This window comes from Gymnodinialimonas sp. 202GB13-11 (assembly GCF_040932485.1).
Lineage (GTDB): Bacteria > Pseudomonadota > Alphaproteobacteria > Rhodobacterales > Rhodobacteraceae > Gymnodinialimonas > Gymnodinialimonas hymeniacidonis.
On sequence record NZ_JBFRBH010000001.1, the window covers coordinates 3,849,265 to 3,872,037 of the forward strand.

29 protein-coding genes and 1 other RNA gene are annotated in these 22,773 nt (G+C 61.5%); 15 read left to right on the forward strand and 15 right to left on the reverse strand.

The genetic code is table 11. The features are described 5' to 3' along the window. The first annotated feature begins 47 nt into the window (after positions 1-47). The 5 genes from V8J81_RS19705 to V8J81_RS19725 all read left to right on the forward strand — a co-directional run bounded on the left by V8J81_RS19705 (position 48) and on the right by V8J81_RS19725 (position 3,863). On the forward strand, positions 48-1,727 hold the full coding sequence (locus V8J81_RS19705; RefSeq protein ID WP_368477444.1) for an acyl-CoA dehydrogenase: 1,680 nt from the start codon (positions 48-50) through the stop codon (positions 1,725-1,727). A 3-nt stretch (positions 1,728-1,730) separates the two neighbouring features. Further along, complete coding sequence (locus V8J81_RS19710; protein WP_368477445.1) at positions 1,731-1,955, forward strand: hypothetical protein; 225 nt, start codon at positions 1,731-1,733, stop codon at positions 1,953-1,955. Continuing rightward, complete coding sequence (locus V8J81_RS19715) at positions 1,948-2,988, forward strand: MBL fold metallo-hydrolase (protein WP_368477446.1); 1,041 nt, start codon at positions 1,948-1,950, stop codon at positions 2,986-2,988. Before V8J81_RS19710 ends, V8J81_RS19715 begins: the two co-directional genes overlap by 8 nt. A 111-nt stretch (positions 2,989-3,099) precedes the next feature. Beyond that, on the forward strand, positions 3,100-3,243 hold the full coding sequence (locus V8J81_RS19720; protein ID WP_368477447.1) for an aa3-type cytochrome c oxidase subunit IV: 144 nt from the start codon (positions 3,100-3,102) through the stop codon (positions 3,241-3,243). Beyond that, on the forward strand, positions 3,240-3,863 hold the full coding sequence (locus tag V8J81_RS19725) for a hypothetical protein (RefSeq protein WP_368477448.1): 624 nt from the start codon (positions 3,240-3,242) through the stop codon (positions 3,861-3,863). The genes V8J81_RS19720 and V8J81_RS19725 overlap by 4 nt, the downstream gene beginning before the upstream one ends. 96 nt (positions 3,864-3,959) lie before the next feature. On the opposite strand, the gene rpsU is transcribed toward V8J81_RS19725, so the two are convergent. Then, positions 3,960-4,166, reverse strand: coding sequence for a 30S ribosomal protein S21 (gene rpsU, locus V8J81_RS19730; RefSeq protein WP_368477449.1), 207 nt, complete (start codon positions 4,164-4,166; stop codon positions 3,960-3,962). Between the two features lie 105 nt (positions 4,167-4,271). Here rpsU and V8J81_RS19735 point away from each other — a divergent pair, with 105 nt between their 5' ends. Together V8J81_RS19735 and V8J81_RS19740 are read left to right on the forward strand one after the other, a co-directional pair. Then, on the forward strand, positions 4,272-4,961 hold the full coding sequence (locus tag V8J81_RS19735) for a COQ9 family protein (RefSeq protein WP_368477450.1): 690 nt from the start codon (positions 4,272-4,274) through the stop codon (positions 4,959-4,961). Between the two features lie 102 nt (positions 4,962-5,063). Next, positions 5,064-6,047 (forward strand): NAD(P)H-quinone oxidoreductase, encoded by a 984-nt coding sequence (locus V8J81_RS19740; protein WP_368477451.1) that lies wholly within the window; start codon positions 5,064-5,066, stop codon positions 6,045-6,047. 4 nt (positions 6,048-6,051) lie between these two features. Here V8J81_RS19740 and V8J81_RS19745 read toward each other — a convergent pair whose 3' ends face one another. From V8J81_RS19745 to V8J81_RS19765, 5 genes are all read right to left on the reverse strand, one after another. Beyond that, entirely contained in the window at positions 6,052-6,660 is a 609-nt protein-coding gene (locus tag V8J81_RS19745; RefSeq protein WP_368477452.1) for a CDP-alcohol phosphatidyltransferase family protein, read from the reverse strand. Between the two features lie 31 nt (positions 6,661-6,691). After that, positions 6,692-7,204 carry a helix-turn-helix transcriptional regulator gene (locus tag V8J81_RS19750; protein ID WP_368477453.1) on the reverse strand — a complete coding sequence of 171 codons (513 nt, stop codon included), beginning with the start codon at positions 7,202-7,204 and terminating at the stop codon, positions 6,692-6,694. A gap of 61 nt (positions 7,205-7,265) precedes the next feature. Further along, entirely contained in the window at positions 7,266-7,556 is a 291-nt protein-coding gene (locus tag V8J81_RS19755; protein ID WP_368477454.1) for a PepSY domain-containing protein, read from the reverse strand. 133 nt (positions 7,557-7,689) lie between these two features. Continuing rightward, complete coding sequence (locus tag V8J81_RS19760; protein WP_368477455.1) at positions 7,690-8,835, reverse strand: MFS transporter; 1,146 nt, start codon at positions 8,833-8,835, stop codon at positions 7,690-7,692. After that, the gene (locus tag V8J81_RS19765; RefSeq protein ID WP_368477456.1) at positions 8,832-9,533 is read right to left on the reverse strand and encodes an HAD family hydrolase; all 702 of its coding nucleotides are present in this window, start codon (positions 9,531-9,533) and stop codon (positions 8,832-8,834) included. The genes V8J81_RS19760 and V8J81_RS19765 overlap by 4 nt, the downstream gene beginning before the upstream one ends. A gap of 82 nt (positions 9,534-9,615) precedes the next feature. On the opposite strand from V8J81_RS19765, the gene clpS reads away from it, so the two are divergent. Genes clpS through V8J81_RS19780 form a run of 3 tightly spaced genes read left to right on the forward strand, consistent with a single transcriptional unit; the run spans position 9,616 to position 11,843 of the window. Then, a complete protein-coding gene (gene clpS / locus V8J81_RS19770) occupies positions 9,616-9,969 on the forward strand; it encodes an ATP-dependent Clp protease adapter ClpS (RefSeq protein ID WP_368477457.1) in 354 nt (117 codons plus the stop codon). 27 nt (positions 9,970-9,996) lie between these two features. Beyond that, a complete protein-coding gene (locus V8J81_RS19775; protein WP_368477458.1) occupies positions 9,997-10,992 on the forward strand; it encodes a class I SAM-dependent methyltransferase in 996 nt (331 codons plus the stop codon). Between the two features lie 41 nt (positions 10,993-11,033). Continuing rightward, complete coding sequence (locus V8J81_RS19780) at positions 11,034-11,843, forward strand: SDR family NAD(P)-dependent oxidoreductase (protein ID WP_368477459.1); 810 nt, start codon at positions 11,034-11,036, stop codon at positions 11,841-11,843. Position 11,844: 1 nt separating this feature from the next. Here V8J81_RS19780 and V8J81_RS19785 read toward each other — a convergent pair whose 3' ends face one another. The 3 genes from V8J81_RS19785 to V8J81_RS19795 all read right to left on the reverse strand — a co-directional run bounded on the left by V8J81_RS19785 (position 11,845) and on the right by V8J81_RS19795 (position 13,864). Then, a complete protein-coding gene (locus V8J81_RS19785) occupies positions 11,845-12,405 on the reverse strand; it encodes a DUF4453 domain-containing protein (protein WP_368477460.1) in 561 nt (186 codons plus the stop codon). Positions 12,406-12,412: 7 nt separating this feature from the next. Further along, a complete protein-coding gene (locus tag V8J81_RS19790; RefSeq protein WP_368477461.1) occupies positions 12,413-13,030 on the reverse strand; it encodes a DUF4453 domain-containing protein in 618 nt (205 codons plus the stop codon). A 78-nt stretch (positions 13,031-13,108) separates the two neighbouring features. Next, a complete protein-coding gene (locus V8J81_RS19795) occupies positions 13,109-13,864 on the reverse strand; it encodes a DUF1013 domain-containing protein (RefSeq protein WP_368477462.1) in 756 nt (251 codons plus the stop codon). A 153-nt stretch (positions 13,865-14,017) separates the two neighbouring features. Here V8J81_RS19795 and V8J81_RS19800 point away from each other — a divergent pair, with 153 nt between their 5' ends. Then, entirely contained in the window at positions 14,018-14,650 is a 633-nt protein-coding gene (locus V8J81_RS19800) for a ribonuclease T2 family protein (protein WP_368477463.1), read from the forward strand. 196 nt (positions 14,651-14,846) lie between these two features. Here the strand turns inward: V8J81_RS19800 and recR are convergent, their stop codons facing one another. Beyond that, complete coding sequence (gene recR / locus V8J81_RS19805; RefSeq protein WP_368477464.1) at positions 14,847-15,446, reverse strand: recombination mediator RecR; 600 nt, start codon at positions 15,444-15,446, stop codon at positions 14,847-14,849. 4 nt (positions 15,447-15,450) lie between these two features. Further along, positions 15,451-15,795 (reverse strand): YbaB/EbfC family nucleoid-associated protein, encoded by a 345-nt coding sequence (locus tag V8J81_RS19810; RefSeq protein WP_368477465.1) that lies wholly within the window; start codon positions 15,793-15,795, stop codon positions 15,451-15,453. 162 nt (positions 15,796-15,957) lie between these two features. On the opposite strand from V8J81_RS19810, the gene V8J81_RS19815 reads away from it, so the two are divergent. After that, complete coding sequence (locus V8J81_RS19815) at positions 15,958-16,563, forward strand: histidine phosphatase family protein (RefSeq protein WP_368477466.1); 606 nt, start codon at positions 15,958-15,960, stop codon at positions 16,561-16,563. A gap of 61 nt (positions 16,564-16,624) precedes the next feature. Here V8J81_RS19815 and V8J81_RS19820 read toward each other — a convergent pair whose 3' ends face one another. After that, positions 16,625-18,373, reverse strand: a complete 1,749-nt coding sequence (locus V8J81_RS19820) for a DNA polymerase III subunit gamma/tau (protein ID WP_368477467.1) — start codon at positions 18,371-18,373, stop codon at positions 16,625-16,627. A gap of 107 nt (positions 18,374-18,480) precedes the next feature. Between V8J81_RS19820 and V8J81_RS19825 the strand changes: the two genes are divergently transcribed. Beyond that, complete coding sequence (locus V8J81_RS19825; RefSeq protein ID WP_368477468.1) at positions 18,481-18,795, forward strand: hypothetical protein; 315 nt, start codon at positions 18,481-18,483, stop codon at positions 18,793-18,795. Positions 18,796-18,814: 19 nt separating this feature from the next. Here the strand turns inward: V8J81_RS19825 and V8J81_RS19830 are convergent, their stop codons facing one another. Beyond that, a complete protein-coding gene (locus tag V8J81_RS19830) occupies positions 18,815-19,177 on the reverse strand; it encodes a YidH family protein (protein WP_368477469.1) in 363 nt (120 codons plus the stop codon). A 218-nt stretch (positions 19,178-19,395) separates the two neighbouring features. Between V8J81_RS19830 and V8J81_RS19835 the strand changes: the two genes are divergently transcribed. Together V8J81_RS19835 and V8J81_RS19840 are read left to right on the forward strand one after the other, a co-directional pair. Next, positions 19,396-20,940, forward strand: coding sequence for an ankyrin repeat domain-containing protein (locus tag V8J81_RS19835; RefSeq protein WP_368477470.1), 1,545 nt, complete (start codon positions 19,396-19,398; stop codon positions 20,938-20,940). A gap of 85 nt (positions 20,941-21,025) precedes the next feature. Then, positions 21,026-21,316: a hypothetical protein gene (locus tag V8J81_RS19840; protein WP_368477471.1), complete on the forward strand. Its 291-nt coding sequence runs from the start codon at positions 21,026-21,028 to the stop codon at positions 21,314-21,316. Between the two features lie 64 nt (positions 21,317-21,380). On the opposite strand, the gene rsgA is transcribed toward V8J81_RS19840, so the two are convergent. Both rsgA and ffs read right to left on the reverse strand, forming a co-directional pair. Beyond that, positions 21,381-22,424, reverse strand: coding sequence for a ribosome small subunit-dependent GTPase A (rsgA, locus tag V8J81_RS19845; protein WP_368477472.1), 1,044 nt, complete (start codon positions 22,422-22,424; stop codon positions 21,381-21,383). Positions 22,425-22,626: 202 nt separating this feature from the next. Next, positions 22,627-22,723, reverse strand: an RNA gene (gene ffs, locus V8J81_RS19850) — signal recognition particle sRNA small type. Between the last annotated feature and the right edge of the window lie 50 nt (positions 22,724-22,773).

Here is a 22,773-nt window from a genome sequence, read left to right on the forward strand (position 1 = left end):
CTAGCGCAATCCAAGCGCTTTCGCAAACCGCCGGGAGGAACCAGACCATGCCCTATAGCGCACCCGTATCCGACATTTCCTTTTGCCTCGACCATGTCGTGGGCTTCGACCGCGTGCAGCAGGCAGAGGTGTTTGCTGAGGCGTCCAGCGATCTTGTGGAGGCGATGCTGACCGAAGCGGGCCGCATCTGTGAAGAGGTTATCGCACCGCTCAACCGTGCCGGCGATCTGCACCCTGCTGTGCTTGAGAATGGCGTCGTACGCACCTCACCCGGGTTTGGCGATGGCTACCACGCCTTGGCCGAAGCGGGGTTCATGGGCATCTCCGCAGATCCTGAATATGGCGGCCTTGGCCTGCCTCACACCGTCACTACCGCGATCAACGAGATGATCGGTGGCGCCTGCTTGTCGCTGGAATTGAATCCGCTGATGACGCAAGGCCAGATCGAAGCGCTCGAACATCACGCCTCGGACGAGATCAAGGCGCTCTATTTACCGAAGCTGACCTCAGGCGAATGGTCGGGCACGATGAACCTGACCGAGCCGCAGGCGGGATCGGACGTGGGTGCACTGACCTCTAAGGCGGAGCCGAACGGCGATGGCTCCTACGCCGTCAGCGGCCAGAAAATCTATATCTCCTGGGGCGACAACGACTTCACAGACAATATCGTGCATCTGGTTCTGGCACGTCTGCCGGATGCTCCAAGCGGAACGAAGGGCATCAGCCTGTTCCTCGTCCCAAAGAAAATCCCAGACGCCGATGGCAATCCCGGCGTTGCCAACAGCCTCAAGGTCGTCAGTCTGGAACATAAGATGGGCCTGCACGGCTCGCCCACCTGCGTCATGCAATATGACGGGGCCACCGGCTGGTTGATCGGGGAAGAGAACAAGGGCATGGCCGCAATGTTCACGATGATGAACAACGCCCGCCTTGGCGTGGCGGTGCAGGGTGTCTCGGTGGCCGATGCAGCCTACCAACACGCGCTGGCCTATGCGCAGGACCGCAAGCAGGGCCGGACAGGTGGTGAAACCGGCATGATCATCGACCACGCCGACGTGCGGCGCATGTTGATGGAAATGAAGGCCGAGGTCTTCGCGGCGCGCGCCATGGCGCTTGATCTGGCCGTTGCGCTCGACCTCGCCAAAACCGGCGACAAGGCAGCCGAGGCGCGCGCTGCGTTCCTGACGCCCATCGCAAAAGCCTATGGCACGGAAACCGGCATCAAGGTTGCCAACATGGGCATTCAGGTCCACGGCGGCATGGGCTTCATTGAGGAAACCGGCGCCGCCCAGTTCGCCCGTGATGTGAGAGTCACGGCGATCTACGAAGGTACCAATGGCATTCAGGCGATGGACCTTGCTGGTCGCAAATTGATGGATGGCGGCGAAGCGGCCTTCGCTTTGCTCGACGAAATCGCCGCCGTTGAGGGTGAGTTCGCATCGGTGATCCAACCGCTGGTCGAGGCGTTGCGCAAAACGACAGAGGATGTGCTGGCGCTCGACATGGGCGACCGTTTCGGCGGCGCAGTGCCATTCCTGATGGCCTATGCGCGGGTTCTCGGCGCGCATTACCATGCTAAGGCCGCAGCCAGCGGCGATGAAACACGCAAAGCGCTGGCACAGTTCCACATCACGCGGCTGTTGCCTGAGGCGCATGCGATGATGGTGCAGGCGCGCTGCGGCTCGGCCGGGCTTTATGACCTCTCGCCCGACGATTTGGCGGCGTAACGCATGAGCGATCTGGGCTTCACATGGAGAACACACAAATCTGGTGAACTTCAAATCTTTCATCGCGGAAAACTCGCAACCACCTTGCGTGGCGCCAAGGCATCCGACTTTTTGGACCTTGCTGCCTCCGGCGATACAGGAGCCGCACAGCAGGAGGCTGCGCGGCTGACGGGAAATTATAAACGAGGCAATGAACGTCTCGCGAAGGGACATCCGCGCAATGCCTGATGGCAACAACCCGATCCGAACCCCGTTTGAACAAACTCCGGCTGAGGCCGAGGCTGTAGAGGTCGCGGACGGTGTGCTGTGGCTCCGTATCTCGCTGCCGATGGCGCTAGATCATGTGAATGCCTACGCCCTGCGTGATGAAGATGGCTGGACGGTCATCGACACCGGGCTCAACACCAAACGCACGCGCGCGATCTGGCGCGCGGTCTTCGATGGCCCGCTTGCCGGTGCGCCGGTGCGCCGCTTGGTTGTGACCCATCACCACCCTGATCATGTCGGCCTCGCCGGATGGTTCCAATCGCAAGGCATCGAGTTGTCGATGACCCGCACCGCCTGGCTTTTCTCACGCATGCTGACACTGGATGAGCAGGCGCAGGCCACCAACGAACAGGTGCAATTCTGGATCGACGCGGGCATGGTCCCGGACGTTCTCGAAAAACGCCGGGCTGAGCGTCCGTTCAATTTCGCCGACATCGTTTACCCCATGCCCCTTGGCTTCACCCGGTTGATCGAAGGTGACACGATCAAAATGGGCGGTCGCACCTGGGACATTCGCTTTGGCCATGGCCACGCCCCCGATCATGCGACGTTCTGGAGCCGGGACGGAGAGCTTGTGATTGGCGGAGACCAACTGCTCGCCACGATCTCTCCCAACATCGGCGTCTATGCGACCGAGCCAGAGGCCGACCCGGTGGGTGAATGGATGGCGGCTTGCGAGGCGCTTCAGCCCCACGCGCTTGAGACACAGCTTGTGCTACCAGGCCACAAACTGCCCTTCACGGGGCTGCCCTCTCGCATGCGCCAGTTGATCGACAATCACCACGGTGCGCTCGACCGCCTGCGCGCCCATATCGCCAAGGCGCCGCGCACCGCGGCTGAATGCTTTCCACCGCTGTACAAACGCACGATTGATGAGGGGACGTATGGCCTCGCGCTGGTCGAAGCGGTGGCCCATGTGAACCATCTGCACCGCATCGGCGCAGTCACACGCGCCCGCCGAGCCGATGGGGCATGGGAATACAGCCTCGGCTGATCACATTTCGCCCCAGCGGCTTGACGCCACAGGCGCTTGGGGCTGACACTTTCCCCATTCTGCGATATTCCGACGCGCAAATGATTTTCCGAGGCATGAGGGACCAGACCAATGGCCGACAATGACGACTACAAGCACGGTGAAATGGACATCCGCGAACAGGAAAAGACGTTCGATGGGTTCATGAAGTGGTCCACCAATGTGGCCATTATCTCGATCCTGATCGTTATTGGCCTGGCGATCTTCGCCACATGATCCGCGCCTTCCGCATCGCCGCCGCTGGGCTCGTCGCGCTGGCGCTGGCTGGCTGTGCAGGTGAGGCTGTGTGGGACTCAGACGAGGCGGTCGCACGCGCGACCTACGTTCCCGCTGGCCCCGCCACGGTGACGCTGATCACGTCGATCAATACCCGCAACGGGTCTGGCGCACATTCCGCGCTTTTGATCGACGGCGCGCAGCGGTTGCTGTTTGATCCGGCTGGAAACTGGCACAATCCCGGCGTGCCTGAGCGCAACGATGTCCTGTTCGGTATGTCACCGGGATACATGGACCTTTACCTCGCGTTTCAGTCCAATGGCGTGTTTGAAGCGCATATGCACACGGTCGAGGTATCACCACAGGTCGCGGCGCAGTTAAGCCAAGCCGTTCAGGCCTACGGCCCGGTGGCACCTGCATTCTGTTCGCGCTCAATCACGGAAATCCTTTCGGGGACTCCAGGGTTCGAGACAATCTCACCGGGCTTCTTCCCGGACAATACGATGGAACAATTCGCGCAGTTGCCGGGTATCACCTACCAACTTGTCGAAGGCACCATTTCGGATGAAGCCAACGGAAGCGAAGAGGTACTGGCAGCGCAGGTTGCTGGAACGAACTGAGCCCTTTGAGCGAAGGCCCAAAACAAAACCCCCGCGGCCAGGCCTCGGGGGTTTTTTTGATTTTCTGATTCGCGGGTCGGACCCGTCAAGGCTTCCTTACAGGAGACCTTCGCGCTGCGCCTTTTTGCGCGCCAGCTTGCGGGCACGGCGAATGGCTTCAGCCTTCTCGCGCGCACGCTTCTCCGACGGCTTTTCGTAATGCTGCTTGAGCTTCATCTCACGAAAGACGCCTTCACGCTGAAGTTTTTTCTTCAGGGCGCGGAGTGCCTGATCGACGTTGTTGTCGCGAACACTGACCTGCATGTGGTGTCACCACCTTTCTAGGTTAGAATTGAGCGTAGGTGCAGGAGGTGGCCGTATAGCAACGACCTCCTACCTTGTCTACCATGGCGGTATGGAGGCCTTGAGATGAGTGACCAAAGCGACGCGATCCTTGATGCAGCGATGATGCATGTGCCTTTCGACGGCTGGTCAGAGGCGAGTTTTGCTGCGGCCGCATCGGATGCTGACGTTTCAATGGCGGAGGCCAAAGCACTGTTTCCGCGCGGGGCGGTGGACCTTGCCGTGGCGTTCCACCGTCGCGGTGACCGCGCACTGGCCACAAAGCTTGCGCAAACCGATCTGACGGGAATGCGCTTTCGTCAGAAGGTGGCCTGGGCGGTCAAGGCGCGGCTCGATGCGGTTGAAGATGATAAGGAAGCGGTCCGCCGCGGCGCGACCTTGTTTGCCTTGCCGCTCTATGCGGCGGATGGGGCGAAACTTGTGTGGGAGACCGCAGACACGATCTGGGCGGGGCTTGGCGACACGTCCGAGGATCTGAACTGGTACACAAAGCGCGTGACGCTCTCCGGCGTCTATTCATCCACCGTTCTATTCTGGCTGGGCGACACGTCCGAGGGGCATTCAGCGACCTGGGCCTTTCTGGATCGGCGCATCGAAGATGTCATGCGGTTTGAAGAGATGAAGGCCAAGGTGCGCACCAACGCGTTCCTGAAGCCCTTTGCCCAAGGGTTCGAGCGGTTTGCCTCATCGGTCAAAGCGCCTGCGCGCCGTGCACCGGATGATTTGCCGGGCCGGTGGCCTTCGTCGGCGGGCTAGCTCCTCCTCCGGTCTTCGACAATCCTCGCAGCTTTTTTGTATCCGGCGGGTTGTGTCCGACCTGCGTCTGGCGTGTTCTGAACGCAACGAAGGAGGCAACAGATGGCAGAAGTGATGCGTGCGATCGAGATTTCGAAACCCGGCGGGCCCGAGGCTTTGCGCCAATGTGAGCGCCCTGTGCCAAGCCCCGGTGCAGAGCAAATCCTGATCCGCATCGACCATGCCGGCGTGAATCGCCCCGACGCGCTTCAACGGGCTGGCAGCTATGCGCCCCCAAAAGGGGCGTCGGATTTGCCGGGGTTGGAAGCCGCCGGTGTGGTTGAGGCGGTCGGCCCTGGTGTGACCCGCTGGCACCCGGGCGATGCTGTGTGCGCGTTGTTGCCCGGTGGCGGCTATGCGGAATTCGCAGTGACCCATCAGGATCATGCGCTGGCTGTGCCTGATGGCCTGAGCATGGTGCAAGCTGCGGCCTTGCCGGAAACCTTCTTCACCGTGTGGTCCAACGTTTTCATGCGCGCCGGGCTGACAGCCGGGCAGCGTTTTCTGGTTCATGGTGGATCCTCGGGCATCGGAACAACGGCCATCCAACTGGCAAACACCCTTGGGGCACGGGTCTTTGCGACGGCTGGCTCGCCAGAGAAATGTGAGGCCTGCGCCGAATTGGGGGCCGAGCGGGCGATCAATTACCGGGAAGAGGATTTCGTCGACATCTTGCGGGCCGAGGGTGGGGCGGATGTAATCCTCGATATGGTCGGCGGATCTTACCTGCCTCGCAACGTCAAGGCGCTGGCCGATGACGGGCACCTGCAGCAAATCGCCTTCCTTCAAGGCCCTAAGGTCGAGTTGAACTTCGCCCAACTCATGGTGCGACGGCTCACGATCTCAGGCTCGACGTTGCGCCCGCAATCGGATGCAGCGAAGGCCGGTATCGCGGCTGATTTGCGCGAAAAGGTCTGGCCGCTTCTCGCCTCGGGGCGCATCGCACCGGTGATGGATCAGACCTTTGCGCTGGAAGATGCTGCAGCTGCCCACGCCCGCATGGAAAGCAGCGCACATATCGGGAAAATCATGCTGAGGGTTGCGTAACGGCCTAGGGCCCGAACATAGCCCATCCGGCGGCCAGCCGGGTCACCGCCGTGATCAGGCAGATCGCAGCGAAAACCCAGGCGATGACGGCGAAGGCAGACGGGAACAGGCAGAACGCAGCAAAGACAGCGATGGTCTCCGCCCCTTCTGCCAACCCGCCCAGGTAGTAGATGCCTTTGTTCGGATAGGCGTCCGACGACATGCCACGCCGTTCCGCGATAATGGAAAATGCAAGGAAAGACGTGCCCGTCAGGATAAACGTTGCCACCAAGACCGCGCCGGGTACCGCGTTTGTGGCCGGATCCGCCAGAACGAAACCAAGCGGGAAACAGGCGTAGAAAACGAAATCCAATGTGATGTCTAGGAAGGCCCCACGATCCGTCGGCTCCGTCATACGCGCAACAGGCCCGTCCAACCCATCCGCCAAACGGTTTAGCGCCAGACCGATCAGCGCCAGCCAGTAAAGCCCGAAGGCCGCGGCCAAAGCAGCCAACAGCCCGACTGCGCAACCCGTCAGCGTGATCTGATCGGCCCGAATTCCGCGCGCAACAAGGCCACGGGCCAAAGGCTCCATCAAGGCGCGTTGTAGCGGTAGAAGGCGGGCATCAATCATGGCCGCGTCTTGGCCCGACGGGAGGTGAGCGTCAATGCACGGCTTCTTGAGCGCCCGGCAAAAGCGCGTCGTTCATCAGATCGTCAAGAAAAAGCGAGATTAGCTGCAGCCGCCCTGAGACATCCGCTTTTCGGTAGACCGACGCGGCCTGCGCCTTCGCCGTACCCTGCGCGGTTTGCCGTAGGTCCGCGATTTCCGCGATCGAGTAACCTTTGATCGCCAACAGCGCCACGTCACGCTCCGCACTTGTCAGCGCCCACTCCGCGAACTTGGCGTCAAGCAGCGCCTGAAATGCCCCTGATGCGACCTGAAGCTGTTCGGTCAGGCGCGTCTGATGGCCTAACGCACGCCGCAACTCAGTGGCTGTGAAGGCGAGGCCCAAAAATAAGGTGACTGTGACGATGCCTTCCACGATATCGCTGTCCGCCAGTGAATTGACGCTTCCCGGACGGACGAAATCGAGCGTGATGTCATACAGAAAATAGGCACAGCAAAGCGCCTGAACGGCAAAAAGGCTCCAAAGCACAACGGGGCGGGAGGGCATGGTTCAGCTTTCCTGTCGCATGGGCCGGCCGCGCAATCGCGGCCGGCAGTGTTGTTGCGGATCAGGCGTCGTCGTCGTCCGCGTCATCATCATCGTCCTCTGCCTCGATCTCGGCAATCCGGCCCGTGGTAAGATCGACCTCGATCTCGAATTCGGCGCCATCCAGCATCACCTCGACCTCCAGCATATCACCCTCGGTCTCAGTCTCTTGGATGGTGTAGCCCTCGGCTTCGAGGAAAGCGAGGATGTCGGCCTCTGCCGTACCGGCCACATCGCCCGGGGTCAGCTGCGCAAATGCAACAGTGGGGGCTGTGATGAGGGCGAGAATTGCGGCTTTAGTTGTGGTTTTCATGGGTAGTTCCTTTCCAGATTGAGAATTGGCCACCGTTTTGTGGCTTGGGCTCATCTGGGCAGATCGCGGGCCATGCGGAATTAGACGTTTGGGGGATGCGCCGGGGCATAGGCCAAAGGTTTAGGCACAAATCCTAGGGGTTATAGCACGCTCTCAGCTGGAACATCCCGGTGGCGCACAGGGCCAATGCGGCGAGGCCGGCCAAAGCCAGAAGCGTCGCCTCCGGCCCGATCCGGCCGATTAACCAAGCGCTCGCAACGGGGCCCGAGGCCGCCGCAAACATTGCCGGGCGAGCCACGTAAGCCATGACCAAAGGGTAATCCTGCGCGCCGAAACGCGCCAAGGGCACCGTGCCGCGTGCAATGGAATAAAGCCCATTGCCTGCGCCATAGGCGATCAATGCGGCGCCTGCGGGCGCATCGAACCACAGGGCCAATACTCCGCTCAGGATAAGGGAGGTTGCCACGAATTGCGTGACAATCGGCGCATGGCGTTCGCGTCCCAACATCTCCAGCAATCGCGCACCGACTTGCGCAGGCCCAATCAAGGCACCAAGCCCCACGGCAGCGGCCAGTGACAGGCCCGTTGCCGTCAGCAACGTGATCAGGTGGACGGAGATTGTGGCAAACACGAACGTCAGGCAAACCGCTATGAAGGCCAGTAGCCTGTGGCGCACGTCCGCCTTCAGCCGGCCTTTGGCGTGGGCGACGGCCCCCGGCGCACCTCGCGGCAGTCCCCAAAGGCAAAGCGGCAGGGTCACGCACAGATGCAAAGCCACGTATCCAAGGCAGGCGCCGCGCCAGCCAAACGCCTCCACCATCCAGGCCGACAGCGGCCAGCAAACCGTACTGGCGAAGCCGCCCCATAGCGTCAGTTGGGTGATCGCCCCACGCGCGCTATCGCCGAAAATCGTGCCGAGGGTCGAGAAGGCGGCATCGTAAAGCGTGGCCGACATACCGCAGCCGATCAGCGCCCAGGCGAGCAGATAAACAGGCACGCCCGGGGCCATCGACAGGCACAAAAGCCCTAAGGCCAACACTATGACACCAACCGACATGACGCGCCGTCCACCCCGCGCGCGGATGAACCGCGCCACATGCGGCGCAGCAACGCCTGAGACCAGCAGCGCGATCGAGACGCCCCCAGTGACCAATTCCATCGGCCAGCCCGTCTCGGCAACGATTGGGGCGGCCAAGACCGCCAGCAGATAGAACGATGATCCCCATGTCAGGATCTGGACCACACCCAGCGCTGCCGTGATGCGGACCCGCAATGTCACTCCCCCGCGACCGCCGCAACATGCTCCGGCAGGCCCGCAAGATCCGCGATCTCACGGTAGCGCGGATGCCCCTCGGGCGGATCAGCATGCTCTAACGCCCAACTCAGACCGTGGGGCACATACACGGCCCACGACCCAGCCGCGAGCGCTGGCACGACGTCGGATTTCATCGAATTGCCTACCATCATCGCATGCTCGGCCCCGCCATGGTCCGCGAAGGCCCTAGAATAAACACTGGGCACCTTCTCCGACACGATTTCGACGCCAGCGAACATCTCACCCAATCCACTCGCGGCCAGCTTCTGTTCCTGATGCAGCAAGTCCCCCTTGGTGATCAGGACCAGAGGATAACGATCCGACAATGCACCAAGCGTGTCTTCCACATGGGGCAGCAACTCAATCGGGTGGCGCAGCATCTCTTGCCCCATATCGAGGATTTGCCCGATCACATGCCCATCGACCCGGCCCTCGGTCACATCCACCGCGGTCTCGATCATCGACAGCATGAAGCCTTTGATGCCGAATCCATAATGGCCGACATTCTTCATCTCGGCGGCCAGCAATCGCTCTTTCAGATGATCGCCCTGGGCGTGATCGGCCAGCAATTCGGCGAAGCGCTCTTCGGTCAGACGAAAGAAACTCTCGTTCTGCCACAGCGTGTCATCCGCATCGAATCCGATCACGCTTAACCTTGTCACGCGCCGTCCCTCTTTTCTGTTGGCCCATCCGTCTTATATAGTGCCGCCTCAGCGCACGCGATGAAACGGGATTCGCACCCAGATGATGACCGACTGGTATATGATGGCAGACAAACGCGACGACACCGAAGATGGTGACGGCGATGTCTCGCTTGCGACCAAGACCAAACCCAAGACGCAGCGCCCGCCGATGTACAAGGTGCTGCTGCTGAACGACGATTACACGCCGATGGAATTCGTTGTGCATGTCCTCGAGCGGTTCTTCGGTATCACGCATTCCCAAGCGGTCGAGATCATGCTGACCGTGCACAAGAAGGGTGTGGCGGTTGTCGGCGTCTTCTCGTACGAAATCGCTGAAACCAAGGTCGCTCAGGTGATGGATTTTGCCCGCCGCAACCAACACCCTCTGCAATGCACAATGGAGAAAGAGGAATAGGGCCAAGCCGCGCCCGTCTCGCATCCAATGACCCCAGACAGATGGACCCTTGCGATCGAGGGCGGTGAGATTGACCCGCCCTCAGGCCCCGTGCTCGTCATGCGCGCCCGCGGTGATGCGGATTTCTCCGCGCTGGGTGAGGTGACCTGTGTGCAAGGCTTCAAGCCGGACCATGATCGCCTCGCTGCACGTGGGCTTACCGTGATGGTCGAACCGGAGGGCCAGTTCGATGCGGCCCTCATCCAGATCGTCAAATCCCGCGCCGCGACCTATTCCGCAATTGCCGAGGCGATGGGCCACCTGCCGCCCGGCGCGCTTGTCATGGTCGACGGCCAGAAGGAAGAAGGCATCGAGGCCATCGTCAAAACCCTTCGCCTTGTGTTCGAGGTCGAAGGTGTGATGTCCAAGAGCCACGGCAAACTCGCCTGGTTCCGCCGCCCAGATGTCTTGCCGCAGCAAGTACTCGATTGGGTCATGGCCCCAGTGCCGACACCTGAGGGCTACTTGACCGTGCAGGGTGGCTTTTCAGTCGACGGGCCGGATCGCGGCTCGGAACTTCTCGTGGCCCTTCTGCCGCAACTGACCGGCCGCGTGGCCGATTGGGGCGCAGGCTGGGGCTATATCTCGGGTGAGGTCCTTGATGAGCAGGAGGGGATCGAAACCCTCGACCTGATCGAAGCCGACCACGCGATGTTGGATTGCGCAGAAATGAACGTCGACGACCCGCGCGCCAGCTTTCACTGGGCCGATGCGACAAAGTTCGCGCCTGATGCCCCGTACGACGCGATCCTGTGCAACCCGCCCTTCCACGTCGGGCGCCGTGCCGATCCGAGCCTTGGCCGCGCGTTCATCGCAGCGGCCGCCAAGGCCCTAGCGCCAAGGGGGCGCTTTTTCATGGTCGCCAACCGGCATTTGCCGTATGAAGATACGCTCAAGGCGTGCTTCGGAACGGGCCGCCTGTTTGGGGAGCTTGAAGGTTACAAGATCTACGAGGCCGCGAAGCCCAAGCGCACCAAGCGCTGAGCCGCGGCCACTGCCAGTCCAATCATCCAAAGGATATCCAGATGGGTCTTTCCATCCAGGGCAAAACCGCCATCATCACCGGCGCCGCGAATGGCGTTGGTCTCGCGATTGCGCGCCATTTCATTGATCGCGGCGCAAATGTCATGTTCGCTGACCGCGACAAGGCGCGCCTCAAAGACGAGTGCGGCGATATTGAGGGTGCAGATGAAAATATCCGCTACTTCGCCGGTGATTTGCGTGAACGCCTGACGGTCGAGAACCTGATCTCCGCAACGCTCGACGCCTATGACCGCGTCGACGTTCTTGTGAATGCCAGCAGGCAAATCTTGACTACCGATCCGCTTGATCCGACCGATACATCGGTCGAGACCATGCTGGAGCAGAACACATTCGCGGCGCTTCGGCTGAGCCAGGCTGTCGCCAAACGCATGATCACGCAGGCCGAGGGCGATGAACAAGACGATGGGCCTGTCGGCTCCATCATCAATGTCTCTTCCATCGCCGCGCGCAGGACGCATCCGGATCTGATGGGATATTCCATCGCCACTGCCGCGCTCGACCAAGTCACCCGCAGTCTTGCAGTGGCCTACGCCCCGCACCGCATTCGTGTGAACGGCGTGGCCTTTGGTTCGGTCATGTCAGCGAGCCTGAAGGACAGCCTGAACGAGACTGACGGTTTGCGGCAAGAAATACGCGAATGCACGCCACTCGGGCGCATTGCGTCGGCCCGTGAGGTTACGTCGGCGGTGCAATTCCTTGCCTCCGACGGGGCCGGTTTTGTGACCGGTGAAACCATCACCGTTGATGGCGGGCGGACGCTACTGGATAGCGTGACAAAAGCGGCGCACTAGGTCAGGACGGGTCGCAGACCCTTGGTGTGTTAGCGAAGTCCTCGACCCAGCCGAACAAGCCGTTCGTTCCATCGGGATTGTCCCATTGCACGAAGACCCAGCCACCAAAATCGCGATACCTGAAATACAGGTTCGCGCCCTGTGGTGGGGAACCGATCACATGGGAGCTTCGGCGCAACCCTGTATGCGCTGCCAATTCCGGGCCACGATAGTTTCTGCATTGGGACAACTGGCCCGTCTCAAAGGGGATTGCTGTCAAGCCGCGGTATCGGTCAATAACTGTCGGTATGCCCGCTTCCGACGCGGTTGAGTTCGGGTTGATCGCGCACCCCAGCGCAGCCTCACGCGCCCGTACCCACGCGATCATTTCCCTCTCAGCAGCCGTCAATTCCGCGCTGCTGCACCCTTCATTCGAGAACACGTCCCGTGCCAGAGCAGAATTGAAGCAATGCCCCGCCGCGTAATAGACCATATTCCGCGCCGTCCAGAGCGTGGCACAGTTTTGCGCCCAAGCGTCGACAGGCAGAATCGCAAAGACCGCTGCAATAAAAGTTAAGCGCATGCTTGGTTTACCCCGCCATCCATTCACACACATCTTCGGTCATCTCGATCCCCTGTACCCAGCCATGGCTTCGCTCGTCTCTATCGGGTCGGAAGACACCGATATACTCCCAACCTCCCGGCATCTGCAGGTGTGAAAAGCCGAAACTATCGCCGGGGCGCAGGTGGCCGATCACGGTAGTGCTGTTCGACATGCCGGAATGCAACTCCCGAACCGGGCCGGAATATCCGCCGCATCCGTGCTCGGTATCCGCCCGGATCGGGACGGTCCAAAGCTCGGTAAGCTCCTGCCGCCAGCGATCGACGATGGGGTCTAGCTCTGTCGTTGATGTATCAACGTCACAGCGCCCCTGCGCCTCGATTTCAAGGTATTCCGCAATGATAAACTGATCGAGTGGCGTCAATGGGCGCTCACCCGGCGTGCAGTTTGAATTGTCGAAAATGGCTTGCCCCAAAGGCGTTTCGAAGCAATGTCCAGCACGATCCATCACAGTATTCCGCCCCAGCCAAAGCTCCTGACACCATGCGCCGCCTTCCGCGTTTGCGGATGCAGTGATTGACGCTGCCCCCATAAGGCTCGCGACAAAGACCGCGCAAAGCCGCAATGGCGTATGCTTTTCAACCATCTCCACTCCCCAAAACAAAAAAGCCCCGCGATGGGCAGCATCGCGGGGCTGGATGGATGGTTCAAGCAGCGGAAAGGCTTACTTGTCCTCTTCGTCCTCATCGTCGTCGCTGCTGTCAGGCAGGTTGAAAAAACTGTCCGCATCGGGCGTTTCTTCCGCCTCGGGCTTCTCGTCGTCGCCACTACCAAGCGTGAAGGTCTCAAGCCCGGCAATCGAAGACGGTACGGCAGGCTCCGGATCCATCAGAAGCGAGGTCTCGGTCGACACCAGCTTGCGCCGCTCATCATCCGTCATTGCCGTGCCCTCGGCAGCTTTCTTGGCATTTGCCTTCTGAACGGCGGCATCCAATTCGGATTGCTTGCACAGTCCGAGCGCCACCGGGTCAATGGGCTGGATGTTGTTGATATTCCAATGCGTCCGTTCCCGGATCGCCTGGATCGTCGGTTTCGTGGTGCCGACCAGCTTGGAAATCTGGCCATCGGTCAGCTCCGGGTGGAACTTCACAAGCCACAAGATCGAGGCCGGGCGGTCCTGGCGCTTCGACAGCGGCGTATAGCGCGGGCCACGTCGCTTTTCCTCGCCCACGGCGGCGGCGTTGAACTTCAGCTTCAGCTTGTGCGACGCGTCCTTTTCGGCTGCATCGATCTCGTCCTGCGTCAGCTGGTTGTTCACGATCGGGTCGAAGCCCTTAACGCCAACGGCCACATCGCCATCGGCAATGCCCTGCACCTCCAACTCATGCAGGCCGCAGAAATCGCCGATCTGCTTGAAGCTCAGCGTCGTGTTGTCGACCAGCCAGACAGCGGTGGCTTTTGCCATAATCGGTTTGTTCATATCAGGCCTCCAAGGCTCACATCACATACGAGGAAAGGCCGGTGGAGCCGGGTGCGAGGGCAGGGCCTTCGCGGTTCCTCGATTTCAGGGAAATCGCAGGCTATATAGGCGCGAACAACGGGCGAGGGAACCCCCATTGCATCGAGGGACAGCATGAAACGATTGATTGCCGCGCTGATCTGCGGCGCCGGTATGGCTCACGCGGACGGAGAGCCTGCGGGTGAATTTGATTACTATGTGCTGGCGCTCAGTTGGACGCCGACATGGTGCGCCATCGAAGGCGATGATCGGGACAGTCCGCAATGCGATGCAGGGCAGGGATACGGGTTCACCCTGCACGGCCTCTGGCCGCAATACGAGGAGGGCTGGCCAAGCTATTGCCCCACGGCGATGCGCAACCCCTCACGTGGCATGACGGGTGAGATGGTCGATATCATGGGCTCCAGCGGCCTCGCCTGGCATCAGTGGAACAAGCACGGCGTCTGCACCGGGCTCGAAGCGGCTGACTATTATGCGCTGAGCCGCGTCGCCTACGAAAGCGTGACCCGACCTGACCTGCTGCGCCGTCTGGATCAGGAGGTGCGCCTGCCCGTCGCCGTGATCGAAGAGGCCTTCCTGGAAGAGAACCCGCAGCTCGAAGCTGACATGCTCACCGTCACATGCCGCGCGAACCGAATCCAAGAAGTCCGCATCTGCCTGACCCGAGAGCTTGAGCCCCGCACCTGTGGCGCGGATGTCATCCGCGATTGCACATCACCGGACGCGCTCTTTTCCCCAATGCGCTAAGTGGCAAAACGAGGCCGAGGCGCGCCGGCCGCCCGCCCACCCCGGCGCGCCACGGCCTCGGCCGTCTTTGCCAGAAAACCCCCGGTGGAGGCCACGCAACCGTGACGGCAAGTGGCGCGGCAAAAGGCGGACGCATCCTTCGCCGTTCGTACCAATCAGGAATGTAATGCAGCGCAGCTGCGCGAGTCTGTCAGGATCACACCGATTTCCGCGCGCGCAACGCGGCTGAAATTGTGCCGTCGTCAAGGTAATCCAATTCGCCCCCAATCGGGACGCCTTGCGCCAGCGAGGTCAGGCTCACCCCAATTCCTGCCAGTTCATCGGCGATGTAATGGGCGGTCGTCTGTCCATCGACCGTAGCATTTAGGGCAAGGATCACCTCTGTGATGCCTTCGTCGCTCATCCGCTCTTTCAGGCGCGGAATGCGCAGATCCTCTGGGCCCACATCGTCCAGCGCAGAGAGTGTCCCACCGAGCACATGGTAGCGCCCCTTGAACGCGCCGCCCCGCTCCATGGCCCACAGGTCGGCAACATCCTCGACCACGCAAATCTCACCCGTGGCGCGGCCTTGGTCCGCACAAATCTCGCACAGGTCGGCTGTGCCGACATTGCCGCAGTTCACACATTCCCGGGCCGTTTCGGCCACGCGCGCCATGGATTCGGCAAGTGGGCGCATCAACGCGCCGCGCTTCTTGATCAGCGTCAGCACAGCACGCCGGGCCGAGCGGGGGCCGAGACCAGGCAACCGGGCGAGAATCCCGATCAGTTCCTCGATGTCCTTTGGGGTGTCGGCCAACGGTTCAGAACGGCATCTTCACGCCGGCGGGAAGACCCATTTCTTCGGTGAGCCGTCCCATTTCCTCATTGTGCTTGTCCTGCGCTTTGGATTGCGCATCTTTGATCGCGGCCAGGATCAGGTCCTCGACCACTTCCTTGTCGTCTTCATTGAAGATCGACGGATCAATGTCCAACGCGGTCAACTCGCCCTTCGCGGTTGCCGTAGCTGTCACAAGGCCCGCGCCGCTCTCGCCTTGCACTGTCATTGTGGCAAGGTCTTCCTGCATCTGGGCCATCTTGCCCTGCAATTCCTGTGCTTGCTTCATCATCTTGGCCATGTCGCCAAGACCGCCCAAACCCTTCATCATCGTCCTGCTCTCCAGATGGAATACGTTTGAGCCACAGATACGCCGCGCAAGGCGAGGCGGCAAGGCGGCGCATTCTTGACAAAAACTGTCTGAAATGCGGGCCAGCGTCCAAGGCACCGTATCGGCACCCGGAAAACCTCTCCTATGAAAAGGTCCGAACCGATGACGTTTCGTATTGCCTTCACGCTCTCTCCCCTCCTGCCGCTCTTGGCGACATTGCCCGCGCTCGCGCAAGACGCCGCTGCCGACGATCTGATCGCAGCACTCCAAGAGGGCGGCCATGTCGTCTACATTCGCCATGCCCAGACCGAGGCGGACTACGCCGATCAGGTTACGGCCGATCCACTGAATTGCGCCACTCAGCGTGTTCTCAGCCGCACAGGCTGGCAACAGGCGCAGCACATTGGGGCTATGTTCGACGCACACGCAATCCCTGTAGGCGACGTAATCGCCAGTCAATACTGCCGCGCTTGGCAGACAGCGAGCCTTGCCTTTGGGACCTATTCGGAGAACGCCGCACTCAACTTTGAACCAGCGGAGGACTATACCGACGCACAGTTTGAGGCGATGCGCACGCGGGTCGAGCCATTGATCGCTGCCCCCTTGGCCGATGGGGCCAATCGCGTCATCGTCGGCCACGATGATCCTTTTGAGGCTGTCGCAGGCATCTACCCGGAACCGCAAGGGGTTGCCTACGTGTTACAGGTTGTAGATGGGCAGATCGTCGTTTTGGGTTCGATCGCACCTGATGCTTGGCCTCAGCCCTAAACGCCAACGGGCCACGCACGCATGCAAATTTGGTGTTGAGCTCGCGCGTTAGTGCGCGGGCTCACTCATCCTCAAACGGGTCCCAATCCTCTGCCTCTTCCAGGGCTTCGACGGCGGCCTCAGCCTCTATCTCAGCGTGAGAGCGTATTTCGGCAATCTTGGCGTTTGGAAACCGCGACAGTACCGCCTGCATCAACGGATGCGCAGTGACCTCCGCCTCAAGCTCATGGCGCTTTGCCTGCTCTTGTTCCTCAATCGTCGGCCCGCCGCCCTCTGACGCGACGGTGATGCCCCAACGGGCCCCGGTCGCGGTCTGAAGTGTGCGGCCCAGGCGCGGGATCAGGTCTTTTGGCGCGCGCTCGGTGGTCTGCACCTCCAACCGTCCCGGCGCATAGCTGACCAGCCGCAAGCCCGTCTTCACCTCGATCAACAGCTTGATGTCACGCGATTGTTCGACCAGCGCCACGACGCTCTCGAAGGTGGGATACAAGCTCAAATCCGGCCCAGCCTGCGGGGCCAAAGCCGCTTGCGGCCCGCCGCCACCCACCGGCGCCGTTCCCGTAACACGCGCCTGCGGTCCGGGCCCGAGCGCTGGGCCACCGCCACCGCCACCACCGGCAGGCGCGCCGCCGCTCGGGCGCTCCATCTGCCCCAGCTTCTTCACCAGATCGCCGGGAGTCGGCAGTTCAGCCACATGGGTCAGGCGGATCACCGCCATCTCAGCCGCCATCATCGCATTGGGCGCAATCGCCACCTCTTCCAGCGCCTTCAGCAGCATCTGCCACATCCGCGTCAGCACCCGCATCGGTAACTTCTCGGCCAGCGTCAGACCCCGCGAGCGTTCATCCGGCGAGATCGTCGGATCATCCGCCGCCTCCGCCGTGATCGAAATCACCGAAAGCCAATGCGTGATCTCCGCCAGATCGCGCAGCACGGCCACCGGATCGGCCCCGTCGGCATATTGCCCGCCTAACTCGTCCAGCGCCTTGGCGGCATCGCCCGCCATGATCGCCTCGAACAGGTCCATCACCCGGCCCCGGTCGGCCAGGCCCAGCATCGCGCGCACCTGATCGGCGGTGGTCTCCCCCGCGCCATGGGCAATCGCCTGATCCAGCAGGCTCATCGCATCGCGGACAGACCCTTCGGCGGCCCGCGTGATCAGCGCCAGCGCATCCTCGGCGATCTCGGCGCTTTCCAACCCCGCGACCTTTTGCAGATGGGCGATCATCACCTCCGGCTCGATCCGGCGCAGGTCAAAGCGCTGGCACCGCGATAGGACCGTCACGGGAACCTTGCGAATTTCGGTGGTGGCGAACAGGAACTTCACATGGGCGGGCGGTTCTTCCAGCGTCTTCAAAAGCGCATTGAAGGCGCTCGTCGACAGCATGTGAACTTCGTCGATGATGAAGATCTTGTAACGCGCGGTCGCGGCCCGGTAACTCACCGTTTCGATGATCGCGTCGCGGATGTTCTGCACGCCGGTGTTCGACGCCGCGTCCATCTCCATCACGTCTACATGCCGGCCTTCGGCAATGCCCACGCAATTCTCGCACACACCGCAGGGGTCCGCGGTCGGCCCGCCATTGCCATCCGGGCCGATACAATTCAGCCCCTTGGCGATAATCCGTGCCGTCGTCGTTTTCCCGGTCCCGCGGATCCCCGTCAGCATGAAGGCCTGCGCGATCCGATCCGCCTCGAACGCATTCTTCAGGGTGCGTACCATCGCCTCCTGCCCGATCAGATCGGCAAAAGTGGCCGGGCGGTATTTCCGGGCAAGAACCTGATAGGTGGCTTTGTCTTCAGCGCTCATGGAGACTCGCGGTTTTGGGGTCCTCGCACAAGCTAAGCCCCCGGGCCCGCAGCGTCCACCGGATTGCGTGGTTGCCGCGAATGCGCTTCACTCAGACCAGACACCAGATGGAGGTCGCTATGTCTTGCTGCGGAAAATGCGAAGATCGTGAGGAAATGGTGCGCGACGCCAGCGCCTGGATGAACAACCTCAAGAAAGGGGAGCGGCGCTCTGTCATGCTGACCTTCGAGGACAACTACGTTGCCGTCGGTAAATTCGTCTCACTACACGATGGCTATTTCACTTTCCACAATGAGAACAATTACGGCCCCGGCGCCCCCAACAGCAGCGATAGGGCATGGCGTTACGAAGATCACCCTTACTGCATGGTCAAACGCATCCAGCGCGACTATTTCGGCGAATACAAAGGATACGGCGAATAAGGCGAGGCCGTTCTGTTGGTCACAACGACCAAAGGATCGCACCGGTGCACAGCGTTGCAAATGTAAGGATCGCGGCCAACGCCGTATAGGAGCGTGATGGCTGCGCCTCAGCATCGGTATCCTTCAGGCGGTGAAACGTCTTTAACGCCTGCCTGCGCGCGGACCAAAAGGTCAAAATGGCGGCCAGAAGAAAAACGCTCGCCACTGCTTTTGCCGCCCATGTCGGCTCGAATGCACCAAAGACGGCCTTCAGGCCAATCGCAACCCCAATGGCGGCCATGCCCGTACCCATCCATGATGCAAAAGTCCGCTCATTCGCCAGAATCGTCCGATCCTGCGCCCAATTCGTGCGGTCTTTCGCCATGTTATTACGATCTGCCATTCTATTGAACATAGCGTGCCAGACACCGAGAGGCGAATGATCAAGCCCTTTCACTTGAAACCAAAGTGACCCTGCGCTAGATAGCCTCATGGTCGACAGGGCGGCCTCCAGATCCGCGGAAAGTTGGAACCGACACCCTCCAGAGCACGCGACAGACACATACTCGGTGTCTCTCAAGCCCTCCTTAGCGGATCGTTGGGCAGATGTGAGGGAACCCGATGACCATACGATCAATCGACCAGCTGCGCCGTGATGCCACGGCTCTCAAGAAGGCGTACCACGGCGAAGATCGGGGCGCTTTTTTGCGCATTCAAAACCACCATCCAAGGCCTGACGGCGCGCCGCTGAAACACGCGGACTTTCTGCACGTCGTTGCGCGCGAGCAAGGCTTTGCGTCCTGGCCCCATCTCAAACTTGCCGCCGAAACCCACGGCATGGACCGCGCTGCGCGCCAGCAACGTTTGGGTATTGCGCTGGCCAATGGGCAGGATTTCGTGGTGCGCCAGCTTCTCGCCGATGACCCTGACCTACCAAACGGTAATATCGGATTGGCCTGCAGGCTTTACCTGAAAGATGAGGTCGCCCGCATTCTGGCTGCCAGCCCATCAGCTGCCACTAAGCCTGCGCCGGTGAACCCGCCCCTATGCATGATGGCGCAATCCAAGGCGATCCACCTGTTTCCCGATCGCGAGGCCGACATGCTGGCGATTGCCGATCTGCTGCTGAGTAAGGGGGCCGATCCCAATTACGGCACGCCCTATGAGTCAGATCCGGCCCACAAACTCTCAACGCTCTACTTTGCGCTCGGCCATGCCAATAACATGGCGCTCTCGGAATGGTTACTCGATCACGGTGCCGATCCCAATGACGGCGAAAGCCTCTACCATGCGACGGAGCTTGGCCACCATGGCGGCCTTCGCCTTCTGTTGGCCCATGGGGCGGACCCGTCCGGCACCAATGCGCTGTTGCGGGCAATGGATTTCCATGATGTGGAGGCCGTTCGCCTGTTGCTGGAAGCCGGCGCCAAGCCCGATGATTTCAACGACGCCGAAGTGGGCGGTGAGACACCATGGGTCGTCCCCGCGCTCCACCAGGCCGCGCGCCGCATGAGCCCACCCGAAATGGTAAAACTCTTGCTCGACCATGGGGCGGACCCGAAGCGCGCCTACGAGGGCATGACGCCTTACGCCTATGCCCGCGTGTTTGGAAACGCGGCTTTGGCCGACCTTTTGAGAGACCGCGGCCATGCAACCCCGCTCTCGCCTGAGGAGGCGCTGCTGGCACAAGCTGCGGACGGCGACGTGCCGGACGGCGCTTTCATCAACCCCGACAACCTGCCCGAAGGGTGCCGCAATATCATTCGCCAGATCCTGCACCTGCCCGGCAAACTGCCGCACGTGCAGCGTCTTGTGGCGATTGGTGTGGAAACTGATCGGCCCGACAGCGAAGGCCTGACCCCGCTGCAAGTCGCCGGGTGGGAAGGGCTGCCAGAGGTCATGGCATATCTCCTGCACCAGAAACCCGATCTGGGTCATATCAATGGCTATGGCGGCACGCTCTTCTCGACCATCCTGCACGGGGCCGAGAATAATCCGGCACGGCAGGGGCGCGATTACATCGCCTGCCTGCGCCTTGCGCTCGAGGAAGGCGTGGCCTTGCCCCGCGCCGCGCCGGAGCGTGCAGGCGATCCCGAGATTGCGGCCTTCCTCAAGGATTGGGCAGAGGCCCATCCCGGTCAGGTTGTCGAAGGCGGGCCAGTCTGACTTGTCCTCCGACAGGATGAGCGCCAAACCGACGGCGCGGGAAACCATCCGCGCCGTCCCCGGATCAAAGGCCGCCTAGACCCCCATGACCGATCATCGTCCCGATCCAGTGGAACTCGGCAAGGACACCAGTCCTGTGCGCAAGGCCCTAGTTTTGATCGGTCTGCTGGCCTGGGTCGCCCTCATGGTCACATCCATCGTGGCGTGGCTGGATGAACCACCGCCCAATGTCATCGTCACTGGCCTCGGAACCTTTATCGCCTTCTTGGGCTGGCAATGGATCGCAGCCCTGCTGGCGACCATCCTGTGGTGGCTGTCCAGTGGCTTGCCCCAAGGCACCATACTCCGCTACCTGGCGCGTGTGCCGGGGTGGTAGAGCATGCCGGGCGTCTTCATCGTCTTCGGTCTCGCATGGCTTATTGTGATGTTCAGCTGACCCGCTACCACTTGCCCTTTTTGCCCTTCTGTTCGGCCATCACCGTCTTGACCATGCGGTGAAAGCCCTTCTCTCGGGCGCGGCGTTCATGCGGGGCCTCTTGGTTGATCTCTTCTTCGCGGACCAGCTTGCCAAACCGGCGCAGCCGATCTGCGTCGAGGTCCCCGGCCGCAATCGCTGCCTGCACCGCGCAGCCCGGCTCGCTCTCGTGCTGGCAATCGCGAAACCTGCACTGCTCGGCCAACGCTTCGATATCGGCAAAGACCGCGCCGATCCCCTCCGCCGCATCATGTAGGCGCAGGGCCCGCATGCCCGGCGTGTCGATCAGCCAACCGCCAAAGATCGTCGGCGACAGCCCGCGCGACGTCGTCGTGTGCCGCCCCTTCGCATCGTCTTCGCGGATGCCCGCCGTGGCCTCCTCCGCGCCGGTCAGCGCATTGGCCAAAGTGGTTTTGCCCACACCGGATGAGCCCACCAGCGCCAGCGTTTGCCCGGCCTTGGCCCAGGGCTTCAACCGCTCCGCCGCGTCGTCGTCCTTGGCGTTCAGCGCGATGGCAGAGGCCAGCGGCGAAAGCGCCTCCGCCCGCCGCTCAAAATCTCGCGCCTCGTCGGTCAGGTCCGATTTCGTCAGCACGATCAACGGCAAGCACCCCGCCGTCGCGGCCAGCGCAAGGTAGCGCTCCAACCGGGCCATGTTGAAATCGGCATTGCACGAGGTCACGATGGCAAGCGTGTCGACATTGGCCGCGATGAGTTGCGTCTCAAGGCCCGAGCCCGCCGCCCGCCGGCTCAGCAGCGTGTCGCGCTCCAGCAGGCGCACGATCTGCCCGCTCTTCGCGTCGGCCAGAACCCAATCACCGGTCGCATAATCGCCGGTCGTCTGGTCAGGGGGCGTTAGAAGGGTCAGCGGGCCGCCGTCTGTCAAAGCGGTGATGCGGCTGCGCGAGACGCTGTTGATCCGCGCTGGCGCAAGGCCCGCATCGGCATCGGTAAGTTGAGAGATATGGCGCTGGCTCCAGCCAAGCGCAGCAAGGGTTGGGGTGGTCATTGTGGAATGTCCCGAAATGTCATGACAAAGGGCGCAGCACGTGGCAGCGCGGTCAATTCATCGGGCGCGGTCTGAGGGTCAGACGCGGGCCCGGAGGGGGGATGCAATCGGCATGGGACCTCCGGCTTTGGGTTGGTGGGCCTGCGCGCTCTGCTGCGCATAACGCTTTCGGCCCGACGCGCCTTGCTTCGCAAGACGCTTGGGTGAGAGGCTGGACAACGACCCAAGCAGGAATCGTTATGGCTGCTTCCTTCCGGACCTGACCAGGTTGGCGAAGTGCTTGCCCGCGCCAACCTCTCACCCCCGCAGATAATCGCACCGACGCCGAATCGCAAGATGCGCGCGTGGC